Here is a 15843-nt window from a genome sequence, read left to right as displayed (position 1 = left end):
CTCGCAAGATTTGGATCCGACATCCCCCCTGCGCTGGCACCTGCTTCTTGCAACAATGCCGGACGACCAATGTTCACGAAATCGCATTTGGCGCATTGCCGTTTTCATGACTATCCACCGTTTCAGTCGCGAAGGCAGCGTGGCCGAAGTATCCGATGTCCTGTTCGCCGTTGCTTGCCGTCCCTTTGTCCGTAGGCGGACGCCCTTGCAAAAACACTCCGGCTAAGCTATGTATATCCCAATTGGATATACAACGAGATTGACCATGACAAGCTCCACAGTATTCACGAGCAATCGCAGCCAAGCCGTACGGCTGCCCAAGGCCGTCGCCTTCCCGGAGGACGTGCATCACGTCGATATTTTGAAGATCGGTCGCAGCCGTGTGATCGTGCCGCAAGGTAAGCGGTGGGACGATCTGTTTCAGAATGGTCCGCGCGCAAGCGAGGATTTCATGGCCGAACGTGAGCAGCCACCGGTCGAGGAACGTGAGCCGTTCTGATGCTCACCTACATGCTCGACACCAATATCTGCATCTATGTGATGAAGAACTATCCACTGAAGCTGCGAGAGAAATTCAACGCTCTGGCCGAACAACTCTGTATTTCCAGCATTACGCTCGGCGAATTGCATTACGGGGCCGAGAAGTCGGCTCGCCGCGTGGAAAACCTGACGGCCATCGAGCATTTCGTGGCGCGTCTCGATGTGCTGCCGTTCGAGACCAAGGCGGCTGCGCACTACGGACAGGTTCGTGCAGAACTGGAACGAGCGGGAACGCCCTGCGGCCCGCACGACATGCAGATCGGCGGTCACGCCCGCAGCGAAGGATTGATCATCGTCACGAACAATATGCGCGAGTTCAGCCGCATGCCGGGAATCAGAGCCGAGAACTGGGTCTGACCGAGAGCCTGTTGCGTTTAAGCCCGAGGCAGCCCAATTCCTCATTCCCAGAGATCGAGGGTGCGGACACTCCAACCTTATGAGTGTCCCGAAGCAAGCCGGCGCTTGAAGAACGACAGGATCTCGTCGCGGGCGGCGATCGTCGGCTGTCCCGCTTCATCGATCAGGTGTGCCGTCACCACGCTGTGCGGATACGGCACCAGTTTCTGAAAAAACGGTGGTGTGTCGGAATTGGCCGCGCTGTCGGGCAGCACGCGGGGAATGAAGCGGTCGCCCAGTGCTGCCGACAGAGCCGTGAACCGCTCCGCTTTGCAGATCTGGTCGCCTTCGAAGCGATAGGCCATCACGGTCAGGTCGTCCCGCTCCAGGCGCTGGCGAACAGCCGCCAGTTCGTCCGGCGCAATATCGATGTCGGCGGGCTTGTCGAGCGGAAGCGACGGCTGCGACAGCACGGGTGCCAGTACCGACTCCTCGAGCATCATGCTCAGCGCAAAATTGCCGGTGAAACACATGCCGATGGCGCCGACGCCAGGGCCGCCGCATTCCGCATGCGCAAGCTTCGCCAGCGACCGCAGCCACTGGGTCACCGGGCTGGACTGATTGGCGGCGAACGCGCGGAATTCCGCGCTGACGCAGGCCCGCCGAAACACCGCCACTCCCTCTTCCGCCTGGGGCACCGCGCCGTCGCGGCCGAACAGCGAGGGCATGTACACGGTGAACCCCGCATCGCGGACCCAGCGACTGAAGCGGGCGACATGCGGGCTGATGCCGGGCATCTCCGTCATGACAATGACGGCCGGCCCCTCGCCGGCCACATGCACCACCTTCGTGGCGCCATCAAGCGTGATCTCGCGCGACTGGAAATCCTCGAGCGCATCGTCCGCGTTCAAGTTGCGCTTTGTCATCATTGTTTTCCTGTTCGTTAAATTCGGCTCGAGCTTGGACCAACGACACGGCAGTCCACTGGAGGCGATTTTCCCGATTCGGAGATGAACCGGCCAGTGTCTAAAATGACATTAATCGGGTAATTTTTGACACAGCTTCATATCCTGAATTACCCTGCCGACATGACCAAGGTTGCGGTTCTCGAAATCCAGGGCTGTCTGGCGTCAAGCGCGGCCATTACCCATGACGTGATGGCGACAGCCAATCAGATCAGCGGGGCTTCGAAACGCACGCGGCCGTTCGACGTCACGACGATGCTCTGCGGAGCACGCCGAAGTGGCGCGACGCTGCGCGGCGCCGATCTCGTGATCGTCCCCGGCCTCGGCGTCACCTCCGCCGATGAGTTGGACACGAAACTGAAAAGCCCCGCCTGCCGGCGCGCGGGCACCATGCTGGTCGACGCGTATCATTCGGGCGCCGCGCTCGCTGCGTCCTGCGCAAGCACGTTCCTGCTCGCGGACACGGGTCTGCTGGACGGCCGGCGGGCGACCACGACATGGTGGTTCGCGCCGCTGTTCCGACGCCGCTATCCCACGACCGAGTTGATGGTCGAGCAGATGGTGGTGGCGGATTGGCCGATCGCGACCGGTGGCACCGCCATGGCGCAGATGGACCTGATGCTGGCGGTGGTCAGCCGGTTTGCCGGACCGGGCCTGGCCAAGGCGTGCGCCAATTACCTGCTGCTGGATGAGCGACGCTCCCAGGCCCCGTTCATGGCGATCACGTATCTGGCGGGCCAGGATCCCAAGGTCGCCAAGGCCGAGAGCTGGGTGCGCAACAACATCGCCCGCGACTTCGCCATGAACGAACTCGCCAACGCCGTCGCGTTGGCGCCGCGCACCTTTGCCCGTCTGATCGCCGCGACCTGCGGCGTCTCCCCGATTCAGTTCGTGCAGCGGATCCGGATCGAGACGGCGCGACATCTGCTGGAGACCACGCGTCTCTCCGTCGACGACATTGCCCGCCGGGTCGGCTATGCGGAGCCGTCGACCTTGCGCCGCCTGATCCGGCGCGAGACAAAACACTCACCCGGACATTTTCGGCCCGCGCTCTGAGCCGCCCCTCAAACCGTGACCACGATCTTGCCGAATTGCGCGTTCGACTCCAGAAAGCGATGCGCTGCGACGATGTCGTCGAATGCAAACGTTTTGGCGATGACCGGCTTGAGCGACCCCGATGCCAGCCCGTCGAGGATGAACGCCTTGGCGGCCTCCAGCCGCAGGGGATCGCCGGTGATTTCATGGACGAGGTAGCCGCGCAGCGTCAGGGTCTTGCCCAGCACGACGCCCAGCGGGAACGGTGTCGGCTCCGCGCTCAAGCCACCGTATTCGATGAGAATACCTCCCCACGCCATCGCAGCCGTGAGTGGTTGGAAGATCGGGCCGCCGATCGGGTCGAACACGACACGCACGCCCTCTTCGCCGGCGATCTCCTTCAGCCGGGCTTCCAGGTTCTCATCCTCCGACACAATGACATGCGCCGCACCAGCCTCGCGCAAGGCCTGTCTCTTGCCTGATGTCCGCGTCACCGCGATCGCGGTCGCGCCGATCTTGTTGGCGATCTGGATCGCGGCCAGCCCGACGCTGCTGGAGGCGGCGGTGATGACGACAAAGTCGTCCTTGCTGAGATCGGCAATATCGATCAGTGCGCCATAGGCGGTGAGATACTGCATCCAGACGGCGGCAGCAGCTTCCCAACTCAACGATGGTGGATGCTTGACGACCAGTCCGGCAGGAAATGTCGCGAGTTCACCATAGGCCGGCCAGCGGACCATCGATCGTGGCGGCACGACGCTCACCGCATCGCCCGGCGCGAAACCATCCACGCCCTCGCCGATGGACTCAATCAGGCCCGCGGCCTCGAGGCCGAGGCCGGACGGCAGCATCGGCGTCTCGATATAGGCGCCCGATCGCAGCAACGCCTCGGCCCGGTTCAGGCCCAGCGCCTTGACGCGAATCCGGATCTCGCCCCGACCGGGACCGCGAACATCGACGTTTTCGAAACGCAGAACCTCGGGACCACCAAACTCATGAAAACGAACAACCCGTGCCATTCAGTCACCGATTCCAAAACAATTGAACTGAATAAGCTATGCCAGAGGATAAATAGTCTCATATGCAGAATAGTCAAAACCATGAGTTTCGAATATGGATCGCCTGACCAGCATGGCCGTGTTCGTGAGAACCGTCGACCTCGGCTCGTTCGCGGCCGCCGCCGCCGCGCTCGATCTTTCCGGGCCGATGGTCGGCAAACATGTCCGGTTTCTCGAAGAGCGTCTGGGCGTGCGCCTGATCAATCGGACCACACGGCGGCAGAACCTGACCGACTTCGGGCGCGCCTATTACGAACGCTGCCGCCTGGTGCTGGCCGAAGCCGACGCCGCGGATGCGCTGGCAGCCGATCAGTTGTCCGAACCGCACGGCAAGCTGCGGGTCGCCATGCCCGCGCACTTCGGCCGGCGCTGCGTGGCGCCGATCCTGCTGCAGCTCGCGCAGACATATCCAACACTGGAATTGGATCTGTCGCTCAGCGATCGCTTCGCCGACCTTGCAGAGGACGGCTACGATCTTGCGATCCGCACCGGCGAGTTGGAGGACAAAACCGGAGTGATCGCGCGCCGCCTCGCACGCCAGCAGATGATCGTCTGCGCATCACCGTCCTATCTGAGGAAGCATGGACGACCGCGGCGACTGGAGGATCTCGGCAAACACCAGGCCATCATCTACCGCCGGTCCGGCCGTGTGCGTCCGTGGCTGTTTCCGCGCGAGGGGCAGCCTCCCGTGGAGATCACGCCGGCCAACCGGGTGCGGCTGGACGACCTCGATGCCATCGCCGATGCGGCAGCCGCCGGCATGGGGCTCGCCTGGCTGCCAAGCTGGCTGGTGCGCGAGCGTGTTCAGGCCGGCGCGCTTATGCAGTTGCTGCCGGGTCAACCGCCATTTCTTTACGACTGCCATGCGATGTGGCTGCAGGCCCCTCGCCTGCCGCTGAAGATCCGCCTTGCTGTCGATGCGCTGGCGGCGGCTTTGCCGAAACTCATGACATGAAAGACATCAGTCTCCGTCGAGCCCCTGCCACATGGCCCGGATGATCCGGAACGAGCGTTCGTCGCCGACGAACGAGCGCTGCATCTTGTTCATGGTGTAGGCGAAGGTCGTCCGCGCATCCAGGTCGATGAGGACGAAGGAGCCGCCGCCACCGGCCCAGAACAGACTGTTGGGATGCGGCAGTTCGAGCTGCAGAATCGGGCTCGGCAAACCGAACCCCAGACCGAAGCGGACCTGCATGCCCGCCATCACAAGGTCCGGCCCCTCCGTTTGCTGCTGCAGCGCGCGGCGACAGCCGGCCTCGGACATGATCCGCTTGCCCTTGGCCACGCCGCCATTGGCCAGCAGAGACTGAATCTCGGCAATGGAGCGCGCGTTGCCATGGCCGTTGACCGCCGGGATCTCGGCGGCGCGCCAGGCGCGGGTGCGGGTTGACGCGGCATCGGTCCCCGTCAAAACAAAACTGAGTTTCTGGATCTCGCTCATCTGCACGCCGGCAGCGCTTGCCGACAATTCGAACGGCACGAGGTCGGCGACACGATGGTCTTCCGTTTCCGGCAGGCCGATCCAGAAATCCGCGCCCAGCGGCTGCCCGATCTCCTCACGGAACACAGTGCCGAGACTCTTGCCGGTGATGCGTCGCACCACCTCGCCGATCAGGAATCCGAAGGTGTAGACGTGATAGCCGGAGGCTGTGCCCGGCTCCCATAGCGGCGCCTGAGCGGCCAGTTTCGCCGTCACCTGGTCCCAGTCGTAGAAGTCCTCGCCGCCGATGGCCGGACGCCATCCGGACAGGCCGGACGAATGACTCATCAATTGGGCAACCGTGATCCGTTCCTTCCCATTCGCGGCGAATTCGGGCCAATACCGGGCGACCGGCGCTGCCACATCGAGTTCGCCGCGGTCGGCTAGCAGCAGCGCGGTCAGCGCCGTCATGGTCTTGGTGGTAGAATAGACATTGACGATGGTGTCGCGGGTCCAGGGCCGCGTCTTCGCCTCATCGGGAAAGCCGCCCCAGAGATCGACGACCGTCTCCCCCTCTACCGTGGCGCAGAACGACGCGCCCAACTCCTCTCCATTGGCGAAGTTGGCCGCGAAGACGTCGCGCACCCCCGAGAACGCGTCATGTGTGAAGCCCTCGATCTGCGACATGCTGCGCTCCTCTTGATGCCTTGCTTGGGGGAGGCGTCACCTACGCCGTCGGCACGAGCCCTGGCAATTCTTGAACTGAAATCTTTCGTCCCCATTTACCATTGTGAGGAGCGCTCGTGATCCGCCCTCCCGGGCACAATGACGGCGCAACGGCCACAAGAATTAACGGGCCCGCCACTTCACCGCCCGAATTCAGTCCCGAAGATCGGCTTTTCATCTCCCGCGGTTTGGCGAGGATGGGCCCAAGGATGAGCTCTTGTCCCGACCGGCCGAATAGTGGGACCGAGAATGCTCAGGACGATGTGGTTCGCCTTTGTCTGCGTGGCGATCCTCTGCACCGCAGCCGCGATCAGGATCGCGATGACGCCGGCCCCCTCCGCCGTCGCGACGGCACATGCTCAGACCGCAATCGAAGACGCCGCCGGACCGAACACGGCGGCGAAATCGGACAGGTTGTACATCCCTGGGAAAGTCCAACCGACGGACACCGATCCTGTCAGGCCGCTTGTGAAGACGATACCTGTGAAGGCCTCGCCCGAGCCTCTCGAACCAACCCGCGGAGCAGTCAACAAGCCCCCGGCAAACGACGCACCGACCGGGAAGAAGACTGCGCACAAGCGCTGGCAGGATGCCAACGCCAAGCTGGTTGACGATCCACCGCCACCGCGTCGCGCGAAAGCAAAGCCACAGGCGGCAAGCGCAAGCAACGACCGCGCGACCACGACCAGCGATCAGGGAAAGACGACCAGCCACACCTTCCAGTGCCGACGCGATGGCTTCGGCACATTGCTGAGGTCGCTGGACCTGTCGCCGGCCTGCAATTCGTAGCGGCCGCAGCGAAGCGTCATATCCACGGGACATCGATATCGGGAGAACCCAGCGCAATCAAATGCGACGGAAAGCGGTTGAATCGGCTTTCAGATGATGATCCGCCCGCAACCCCGCACACCTGTCCTCGAAGACCTCCTTCTAGATCACAAGGCAAAGTCCCGAAAACAGCAACAAGCCCAGGATAATTCGCTTGAAGGCCAATTCGTTGATCCGTCCGAACAGGAGGATACCGACAGCCGTTCCAGCAGCCAGGGCAGGCAGAGACATGCCAAAATCGATCAAGACCTTTAACGAGAGGCTCTGGTGCGAAAGCATGAGAGCGAGAGCGAAAAGTTGCATCACCCCGATGTAGGGTTGAACCAGGCCGCGCTGCTGATTTTTCGGGAAACCATGGATGTCGCACCAGATCGCAGGAAGTGCGCCGGGCATCGCTGTCAACCCGCCGACCAGTCCCCCACCAAACCCGACCAGCGCGTTCCTGCTCCGGCTCTCTATCTGACGCACGTCGGCAGGCGTTGGCCGGAACAAGGCATATATCGCGTAGAGGGATACGAGAGCTCCAAAACCCAGTCTGAAGGTCCCCGTATCCACATTCTGCAGGAGATAGATCGCGATCGGAATGCCTAACAGTCCACCAGCGATGAAAACGAGGCTGGTTTTCCATTGCATGCTTTTGCGTAGTACAAACAAATTGGCCGCTTGCACGATGATGCTGCAAGCCATCATCAATGGCACAGCCTCTGTAGGCGGAAAAACGTGTAGCAGAATAGCGCCGGCGATCGCCGAGAACGCAAACCCAGCAAGGCCGGAAACGACCACCCCCGCAAAGACCGCCCCACTCAGCACCAAATAAGCCGCTACGTCCGACATGGCATCGCTTTCTCTGGAACGCTGATCGTCGTCAATGGCGGGACAGCGTGGGGCGTCCGAACTCACTCAAGTGACGACAATCCATCTAGTCGCCGTGGATCGCCGCTGTTGCCGTTTCGATGGGTCGGCTACTCGGCGCGTGATGCAGCATGTATCCTGCGACGACGTGCAAGATGCCGAAGCCGGCCAGGACAGCGATTGTCCAAGCCCTGAGAGGTGGCGATGGTCGCCGGGCGTGGGAGCTGTCGGCAATTGCCATATCCAAATTACCTTCTTGTAGCGCGTTCGAAAATTCGATTGTCACTTTGAAAGCGCACTCCTCATTCATCGCTGTATCAGAACCCATCAGCTTCACCGCCGTCGTGCGAGACTTCCCGAAGCGAAGCGGCTCGTCTTGATAGGCCCCGTTGATGGCCCCCCTGCTCCCAACCGCCCAAGCCAGGATCGGCTGCTGTTCAAGCGAGTCCAGTTGGGGCGGAAGATATCGCTAGGTTCATTCGCGAGCGATACGGCAGATGTCGTACTTCGTCGTCGGTCAGGAGGCTAATGTCGAAAGGCCCTGCGCCGCTGCAGATAGTGGCGCCGAGGGAGATCAGCGCCGAGAGACGATCTCAACCGTGGCCGGGTGATCGCCAATCTTGGAGGCAGCTGCACATCCTTTCAGCAATCACAGTTGATCGATTCCCTGCCGCCAACACAGGCAGCAACAATCGCTTCGTGCAACTCCTCGCCGGTGATCGGCTTGTGCAGAATACGATGACCGCTGGCGGTGGCTTCCTTGATGCGCGACGGCGAGGTATCGCCGGTCACGATAACGGCAGGGACCGAGCGGCCGATATGGGCGCAAAGAGCCTCGATTGCGTCCAGGCCCGTCGTACCATCCCCGAGGCGGTAGTCGGCGATGATCAGATCGACCGGCGCGTCGCCGGCCACCATCGCCTCTGCATGGATCTGCCGCACCTCGGTGGCAGATCGGCCGGCATAGACCCGATGCCCCTGCAGCGTGAGCAACTGCACCATGATATCGAGAACATCCGCCTCGTCTTCCACGACCATGATGCTGACGGCGATGCCTGCAGGTGATGTCCTGTTATCGGGCAAGGAGGGAGTTTCCACCGCACTGGCTTTCGGGACCGTAACGGAAAACATCGAACCGCGCCCGGTGACGGAGGCCAGCTTCAGCGGATGTTGCAGCAGGACGGCGGTGCGGCGAACGATGGCGAGGCCGAGGCCAAGGCCTTGCGTGCGATCCCTCGCCGGGTTCTGCAATTGCACGAATTCCTCGAATACCATTGCTTGCTGATCTGCGGGGATGCCAGGGCCGGTATCCCATATCTGGATTTCCACCGACGCGCCGCGCCTGCGGCAGCCGAGCAGAACGCCGCCGGAGCTCGTGTACCGAAAGGCGTTCGACAGCAGATTGCCCAGAATCCGTTTCAGCATCATGGGATCGCTGTCCACCTGCAGACCGCGTTCAACAACACGCCAGTCAAGACCGCGCTCCTTCGCTGCTGAAGCAAATTCGTTGCTGAGCTGGTTGAAAAGCTGGGGCAGATTCACCGTCTCCCTCGCAACAGTGACGACACCGGCATCAAGCCGGGAGATGTCGAGCAGTCCATTCAGAAGGGCGCTGAGGTTGCCGACAATGGATTTTGCCTTGCCGGCCAGGTCGCTTGCATCGCCGGATGGGACGGCGCCGCGGTGACCCAGCACCGCGAGCGTGGCGATGAGCAGGCTCAAGGCATGGATCGGCTGGCGCAGATCATGACTGGCGGCCGCGAGGAAACGCGTTTTCGCACGATCAGCGGCTTGCGCGCGGTCGCGTTCCTCCTGCAGGTGGCTGACCAGATCGACATTTTCCAGGCGCAACCTGATGGTCTCACGCAGCATCTGGTAGGTTGTGCGGCAGTAATAGAGATTGATGGTCACAAGCCCCGCAAGCAGGGCGAGATACGCGCCGGCGATATCGCCTCCATTGGTTATAGAGCGTACCGTGATCGGCAGCACCGTTGCGATGATCGAGCCGACCAGAGCCGGCGGAAAGGCCGAGAGCGACGGAACGGTGCCGCAGATCAGACCGGTCAAAACAATGACGGTGAATGAAAAAATAACGGGCGCCTCAGGAAGGAATCCAACCCAGCCGAGCATTCCCCACAGCAGGCCTGACACGCAGGAAAACCCAGCCGCAAGCCAGGCCCATCGCAACGCAGGCGTCCCCTCTCTATCTCGGCTGAAGAACCGGCGCGCCGCCAGGACGCGCATGGCGGTGAGCAGATACAGCGCGCCGAGCCATCCAATCAACCAGTTCGCCGATACGGTGCTGCTCAGGACGTACGCTGCCGCCAGGGATATGAGGATGTTGGCGACCACCACCCCGTAGGAATTGCGATACAAAAGCTCGACGAGCGCCTCGCGTATCTTGTCTTCCTGCATCGAAACCTCTCCGCGCGCCGGTCGGTGCGGCGACTTCGTTCGCAAGTTGCCGTTGCGCTAACCCGCAGGAAGGCCGAGACGAACCGCGTAAGCCGTCAATTCAGCACCACTGTGCAGATCAAGCTTCCGCATGAGATTCTCGCGATGTTTCCGGGCGGTCAGCGGGCTGATGCCGAGACGGCTGGCGATATCGCGGCTGGTGGCGCCGTGAGGGATCATCCCGAGGATTTGCAGCTCACGCCTTGTCAGCGTGACCGGAGACATAATCGCAGCTGTAGGCTCCGGGGGGTCGTTCGAGCCACTTTGCTGGTCCACCGCAAAGCGAACCTCCTCCGCCACATAGGCGTTGCCTTTTGTAATGGCATCGACTGCCGCGATCAGTTCGGATGGATCGCCGCTCTTGGTCAAATAGCCATGCGCGCCCGCGGAAAAAGCTGCTCGAACGGAACGCGGCTCAACGTTGGCAGTGACGACAAGAACGCGCAGCTCCGGCCATTCGGTTCTCAGGTTGGCTATGAACTGAAACCCGCTCACACCGGGCATGCCGAGATCGAGGATGAGAAGATCGGCGGAGCTTTCGTTCAGCAGCCGGTGAACGGCTTCGCCGTCCGCCGCTTCTCCACTGACTGTCAGCCCATCAACGGTCGACAGAAGCTGTTTCAGACCTTCCCGAATGATGGCGTGATCGTCAGCAATGATCGTCCTCACCAGTCCGCACATGTATCGGCCCCGCCTATAACGGTATTATGGTATCAGCTCCAATCAAGGATTGGCTAGCGGCTCCTCCTCAGCGCCTCGCCTCAAAAGCGTGCAGCTTGACGCCGGACCGCTGTCATCGGATGCAAGCCAAGCGCCACAGCCTCGGCCGGCGTCAGGACAACTCCCCGCGAACGATCTTCGCACCGTCAGACAAAGCCGCGAGCTTGCCGAACGCGACATCGCGCGGAAGATACTTCATGCCGCAATCGGGCGCCGCGATCAGGCGCTCGGCCGCGACATGCTTGAGCGCGGCGCGCAGCCGCACGGCGACTTCATCAGCGGTTTCCACCTTGGCGTCGGCGAGATCGATCACGCCAAGGATGATCGCCTTCGCGGAGAGGTCCGACAAAATCCCGAGATCGAGTTTCGGCTGTGCCGCCTCGATGGAGATCTGCTGTGCGGTGCAATCGGCGAGTTCGGGAAGGAAGGAATAGCCGGTCGGCTTGGTGTTGACGACAGCCGCGTAGCCGAAACACAGATGCACCGCGGTCGTGACGGTGAGCCCTTCGAGCGCGCGATCGATCGCCTTGATGGCAATGCGTTTCGCAGCCGCCGGATCGGTGCGCAGCCAGGGATCGTCGAGTTGAATCACATCCGCGCCGGCCTTCTGGAGGTCATGCGCCTCTTCGTTGAGCGCCGCCGCGAAGTCCATCACCATCTCGTCGAAGTCACGGTAGAAATCATTCTGCGCCTGCCGCGCCATGGTGAAGGGACCCGGCAGCGTGATCTTGACGCGACGGTCGGTGTTGCGCCGCAGGAATTCCATGTCCCTGACTTCGACAGGCGCATTGCGCCTGATGCGGCCGACCACGCGGGGCACCGGCGTGTCGACGCCGTGGGTCGTTTTCACCGTGCCGGGATTGTCGATGTCGATGCCGTCGAGCGCGGTGGCGAAGCGGTTGGAATAGCTCTCCCGGCGGATCTCGCCATCGGTGATGATATCAATGCCAGCACGCTCCATGTCGCCGATGGCCAGACGGGTCGCATCGTCCTGCGCCTGCTCCAGATAGGTCTCAGGCACACGCCACACCGCCTTGAGGCGGGTGCGCGGCACGATGTGGGCCTTGAGCATCGCCCGGTCGACCAGCCAGTCGGGTTGCGGATAACTGCCGACAACCGTTGTCGGAATCAGTGTTTCTGCCACGTTCGTTTCCCCAAGATGACCTGGTTTTTATAAAAATCGATTTTCGATTGACGATTATGACTATCTGCGTTTCATTATCCCTGCAAGGGAGGACGGGCATGTCATCGAGCGCGGTGATTGCGTTGAGTGCAGATGCGGCCGGTCCACGTACCCTGACATCCGCGGTGTACGAGCAACTTCGCCGGGACATCCTGTCGGCGCGGCTGTCCCCGGGACAGAAGCTTCATATCGCCCATCTCAGCAAAGGCTTCGGCGTCAGCCTCGCGGCTACGCGCGAGGCGCTGTCGCGGCTGGTCGCCGATGGGCTGGTGCGAGCCGCCGACCAGCGCGGCTTTCATGTCAGCCCGGTGTCGATCGCCGATCTCCAGGACATTACCCGCACACGGATCGACATCGAGGGACTGGCGCTGCGGCGCTCGATCGAGTTCGGCGGCAGGGATTGGCAGGCCGCTGTGGAAGCCGCCTTCGCGGCGCTGCTTGCCGTGCCCTATCGCGATCCCTCCGATCCCAAGATCCACAACGAACCCTGGCTGGTGCGCCATCGCATGTTCCATCGGACGCTGGTGAGCGCCTGCGATTCGCCCTGGCTGCTGCGTTTTCGCGATACGCTCTATGAGCAGAGCGAGCGCTACCGGCAATTGTCGATCCCGGTCGATCCGGGCTTGCGCGACGTCGATTCCGAACATCGCCAGATCGTCGATGCGGTGCTGCGGCGGGACTCTGACGCGGCCGTCGCCGCCCTCACCGTCCATTTCTCGCGAACGGAAGACCTGGTGAAACGGAGAACCGTATCGATCCAAGAGGTGGTTCAACAAAGCGAGTGAGCAGGCTCGCAAATAACCTCTGACTTGCCATCAAGTGCGGGAGAATGCGTGTTCGATCTGACGCTCAGCTTCGATAACGGCCCCGAGCCCGAGGTCACGCCCGGCGTGCTCGACATCCTCGGCCGACGCGATATCAAGACGACCTTCTTCGTGATCGGCGAGAAGATCGCGGATCCCCCGCGCCGTACTCTTGCCGAACGTGCCCGGGCTGAAGGCCACTGGATCGGCAACCACACCTACACCCATGCGGTGCCGTTCGGGCGGCAGCCCGATGCAGCCCTTGCCGAGAGCGAAATTGCCGACACCCAGGCCGCACTCGGCGACCTCGCAGGACCGGAGCGCCTGTTCCGCCCCTATGGCGGCGGCGGGGCTCTGAACGACGGCCTGTTCAGGCCGTCGATCGTCAAATATCTCGAACGAGAGCGCTACACCTGCGTGCTGTGGAACGCGATCCCGCGCGACTGGAGCGATCCCGACGGCTGGGTCGCGCGCGCACTCGACCAATGCCGGGCACAAAGCTGGACCTTGATGGTGCTGCACGATCTGCCGACCGGCGCCATGCGGCATCTGCAGCGCTTTCTCGACAATGCGGAGGACGCCGGCGCGCGTTTCCGCCAGGATTTTCCGCCGGATTGCGTGCCGATCCGACGGGGCGAACGGATGCTGCCGATCGACGACTATGTCTCCGACTTGAATTGACCAGTTTGGACTGACCGACTTCAGACCGACCAGCTCGACCAACGATGTCGACTGACCCAGAACATAACCAAGGGAGGACAACGATGCGCGACCTGACCACGACGAGCGTCACCGACGCCGTTTTCGAACAAATGGGCGAGACACCAAATCCACGACTGAAGCAGGTCATGGAAAGCCTGGTGCGTCACATGCATGACTTCGCCCGCGACGTCGAGCTCACGCCCGATGAATGGCTCAAGGCGATCGGCTTCCTGACCAAGGTGGGCCAGACCTGCACGCCCGCGCGCCAGGAGTTCATCCTGTTGTCCGACGTGCTTGGGTTCAGCGCCCTGGTCAACCTGCTGCACGACAAGACCGCTGTGGAGCTGGGGACGGAAAGCAGCCTGCTCGGCCCGTTCTATCAGCAGAACGCGCCATCGTTCGCGCTCGGAGACTCGATCGCCGCCACGTCCGACGAACCGGAGCTGCTGCTCTACGGCCAGGTCACGGACAAGACCGGCAAGCCATTGCCGAATGCCTCGGTGCAGGTGTGGCAGACCGATGCCAAGGGCGAATACGACCTGCAGAAATTCCATGGCGAACAGATGGACATGCGCGGCAATTTCCGCTGCGACTCCGAGGGGCGTTTCCATTTCCGCGCCGTCAAGCCGCTGGGCTACTACATCCCGATGGACGGGCCGGTCGGCGCACTGATCCGAGCGCAGCGGCGCCATGGCTGCCGGCCCGCGCACATCCATTTCCTGATCGGCGCGGACGGCTATCGGGAGCTGGTCACCGCGATCTATCTCGCCGATGACGAACATATCGATTCCGACACCGTGTTCGGTGTCTCGAGTTCGCTCGTGGTATCGCCGCGCGACAATGATCCGGACGCCCCGATCAAGGGCATCCCGGCCATTCGCTACGATTTCCGGCTGGGGCGCGCCGCCGATAACGAGACCGGCCGCGTCGGCGCCGATCCCTCGCAGATCCTCTCGATGGCGGAGTAGGCGCCATGGACAGACTGTTCTCCCGGCTGGGCCTTGCCGCCCTCCTGACGATGTCGGCTGTCGCTGGTGTCGCGGCCGCTCCCCCGTCCAAGACCGTGAAGATCGGCGTGGTCACCGACATGAGCGGCAGCCTCGCCGCGCAAAGCGGGCGCGGCTCCGTGATCGCCGCACAGATGGCGGTCGACGATTGCCTGGCTAAAGAATGCGCCGGGATGACCATCGAGATCCTGTCCGCGGACCACCAGAACAAGCCTGATATTGCCGTCAACATCGTGCGCAAATGGGTCGACGTCGACGGTGTGGATGCGGTGACCGACATCATCCAGGCGGCGGTGCAACTCGCGATCCAGAACCTGATGAAGGAAAAGAACCGCATTGCCCTGTTCCCAGGCGGCACGGCGCGGCTCGCCAACGAGGACTGCGCGCCGCAGACCAGTGTGCTGTGGATGTGGGACACCTATGGCCAGGCGGTCGGCATCACCCGGCCGCTGGCCACGCCGGACAGCTCCTGGTTCTTCGTTGCCGCCGACTACGCGTTCGGCAACTCGCTGATCGCGGATGCAACGGGCCTGGTGCAAAAAGCGGGCGGCCGTGTGGTCGGCTCGGTGCGCCATCCCTTCAATGCGACGGGGGATTTTGCGTCCTACCTGCTGCAGGCGCAGAACTCCGGCGCCAGCGTGGTCGCGGTCGGCAGCACCGGCGGCGATCTCATCAACATGCTCAAGCAGGCCCGCGAGTTCGGGCTGGGCAAGGGCAAGCAGAAGATCGCGAGCTTTGTCCTCACTTTGCCCGACGTCGCGGCGCTCGGCCTCGATATCACGCAAGGGGTCACCGTCAACGAAGCCTTCTACTGGAACATGGATGCGCAGGCCCGCGAGTTCGGTAAGCGTTTCCTCGCCCGTTACGAAAAGGCGATGCCGTCGACCATCCAGGCCGGGGTCTATTCGGTGACGCTGCATTACCTGAAGGCGGTGGCGGCCGCCGGCACCACCGACACAGCGGCGGTGATGAAAAAGATACATGAACTGCCGATCTCGGACGCGACCATCCGCAATGGAACGCTGCGACCCGACGGGCGGATGGTGCACGACTCCTATCTGTTCCGCGTCAAGTCGCCCGCGGAGAGCAAGGAGCCGTTCGACTTCTACGACCTGCAGGCGACGATTCCGGCGAAGGATGCGTTTAGGCCGTTGCAGGAGAGTGTTTGTGCGGCTTTGAAGTGAGCGGCGGTGAAAGGATACTTTTCTTTGTCG

The 15843-nt window shown here is 62.4% G+C and carries 16 protein-coding genes; 9 read left to right on the top strand and 7 right to left on the bottom strand.

The features are described 5' to 3' along the window. The first annotated feature begins 265 nt into the window (after positions 1–265). The gene (gene vapB / locus RS897_RS29675; protein WP_315838783.1) at positions 266–499 is read left to right on the top strand and encodes a type II toxin-antitoxin system VapB family antitoxin; all 234 of its coding nucleotides are present in this window, start codon (positions 266–268) and stop codon (positions 497–499) included. After that, positions 499–897, top strand: coding sequence for a type II toxin-antitoxin system tRNA(fMet)-specific endonuclease VapC (gene vapC / locus RS897_RS29670; RefSeq protein ID WP_315832257.1), 399 nt, complete (start codon positions 499–501; stop codon positions 895–897). The genes vapB and vapC overlap by 1 nt, the downstream gene beginning before the upstream one ends. Positions 898–974: 77 nt before the next feature. Here the strand turns inward: vapC and RS897_RS29665 are convergent, their stop codons facing one another. Continuing rightward, positions 975–1802, bottom strand: coding sequence for a dienelactone hydrolase family protein (locus RS897_RS29665; RefSeq protein WP_315832256.1), 828 nt, complete (start codon positions 1800–1802; stop codon positions 975–977). Positions 1803–1928: 126 nt separating this feature from the next. On the opposite strand from RS897_RS29665, the gene RS897_RS29660 reads away from it, so the two are divergent. Beyond that, entirely contained in the window at positions 1929–2897 is a 969-nt protein-coding gene (locus tag RS897_RS29660) for a GlxA family transcriptional regulator (RefSeq protein WP_315832255.1), read from the top strand. 8 nt (positions 2898–2905) lie between these two features. On the opposite strand, the gene RS897_RS29655 is transcribed toward RS897_RS29660, so the two are convergent. Then, entirely contained in the window at positions 2906–3895 is a 990-nt protein-coding gene (locus tag RS897_RS29655) for a zinc-dependent alcohol dehydrogenase family protein (protein WP_315832254.1), read from the bottom strand. 94 nt (positions 3896–3989) lie between these two features. Here RS897_RS29655 and RS897_RS29650 point away from each other — a divergent pair, with 94 nt between their 5' ends. Then, positions 3990–4889 (top strand): LysR family transcriptional regulator, encoded by a 900-nt coding sequence (locus tag RS897_RS29650; RefSeq protein ID WP_315832253.1) that lies wholly within the window; start codon positions 3990–3992, stop codon positions 4887–4889. A 6-nt stretch (positions 4890–4895) separates the two neighbouring features. Here RS897_RS29650 and RS897_RS29645 read toward each other — a convergent pair whose 3' ends face one another. After that, on the bottom strand, positions 4896–6041 hold the full coding sequence (locus RS897_RS29645; protein WP_315832252.1) for a serine hydrolase domain-containing protein: 1146 nt from the start codon (positions 6039–6041) through the stop codon (positions 4896–4898). A 288-nt stretch (positions 6042–6329) separates the two neighbouring features. On the opposite strand from RS897_RS29645, the gene RS897_RS29640 reads away from it, so the two are divergent. Beyond that, entirely contained in the window at positions 6330–6869 is a 540-nt protein-coding gene (locus RS897_RS29640) for a hypothetical protein (protein WP_315832251.1), read from the top strand. Positions 6870–7010: 141 nt separating this feature from the next. Here RS897_RS29640 and RS897_RS29635 read toward each other — a convergent pair whose 3' ends face one another. The 4 genes from RS897_RS29635 to RS897_RS29620 form a co-directional block, all read right to left on the bottom strand. Further along, positions 7011–7742, bottom strand: a complete 732-nt coding sequence (locus tag RS897_RS29635; RefSeq protein ID WP_315832250.1) for a sulfite exporter TauE/SafE family protein — start codon at positions 7740–7742, stop codon at positions 7011–7013. A 660-nt stretch (positions 7743–8402) separates the two neighbouring features. After that, the gene (locus tag RS897_RS29630) at positions 8403–10175 is read right to left on the bottom strand and encodes a hybrid sensor histidine kinase/response regulator (protein WP_315832249.1); all 1773 of its coding nucleotides are present in this window, start codon (positions 10173–10175) and stop codon (positions 8403–8405) included. A gap of 57 nt (positions 10176–10232) precedes the next feature. After that, positions 10233–10895: a response regulator gene (locus tag RS897_RS29625; RefSeq protein ID WP_315832248.1), complete on the bottom strand. Its 663-nt coding sequence runs from the start codon at positions 10893–10895 to the stop codon at positions 10233–10235. A 151-nt stretch (positions 10896–11046) separates the two neighbouring features. Further along, positions 11047–12078 carry a uroporphyrinogen decarboxylase/cobalamine-independent methonine synthase family protein gene (locus RS897_RS29620; protein ID WP_315832247.1) on the bottom strand — a complete coding sequence of 344 codons (1032 nt, stop codon included), beginning with the start codon at positions 12076–12078 and terminating at the stop codon, positions 11047–11049. Between the two features lie 98 nt (positions 12079–12176). On the opposite strand from RS897_RS29620, the gene RS897_RS29615 reads away from it, so the two are divergent. The 4 genes from RS897_RS29615 (at position 12177) to RS897_RS29600 (ending at position 15813) form a co-directional block, all read left to right on the top strand. Beyond that, positions 12177–12902: a GntR family transcriptional regulator gene (locus RS897_RS29615; RefSeq protein WP_315832246.1), complete on the top strand. Its 726-nt coding sequence runs from the start codon at positions 12177–12179 to the stop codon at positions 12900–12902. 48 nt (positions 12903–12950) lie between these two features. Further along, positions 12951–13601, top strand: coding sequence for a polysaccharide deacetylase family protein (locus RS897_RS29610; RefSeq protein WP_315832245.1), 651 nt, complete (start codon positions 12951–12953; stop codon positions 13599–13601). Between the two features lie 83 nt (positions 13602–13684). Beyond that, entirely contained in the window at positions 13685–14590 is a 906-nt protein-coding gene (locus RS897_RS29605; RefSeq protein ID WP_315832244.1) for a dioxygenase family protein, read from the top strand. Positions 14591–14595: 5 nt separating this feature from the next. After that, complete coding sequence (locus RS897_RS29600; protein ID WP_315832243.1) at positions 14596–15813, top strand: ABC transporter substrate-binding protein; 1218 nt, start codon at positions 14596–14598, stop codon at positions 15811–15813. Positions 15814–15843 lie beyond the last annotated feature (30 nt).

This window comes from Bradyrhizobium prioriisuperbiae, assembly GCF_032397745.1.
Lineage (GTDB): Bacteria > Pseudomonadota > Alphaproteobacteria > Rhizobiales > Xanthobacteraceae > Bradyrhizobium_A > Bradyrhizobium_A prioriisuperbiae.
The sequence above is the reverse complement of the archived record's forward strand: the minus strand, read 5'-3'. Positions and strand labels throughout refer to the sequence as shown.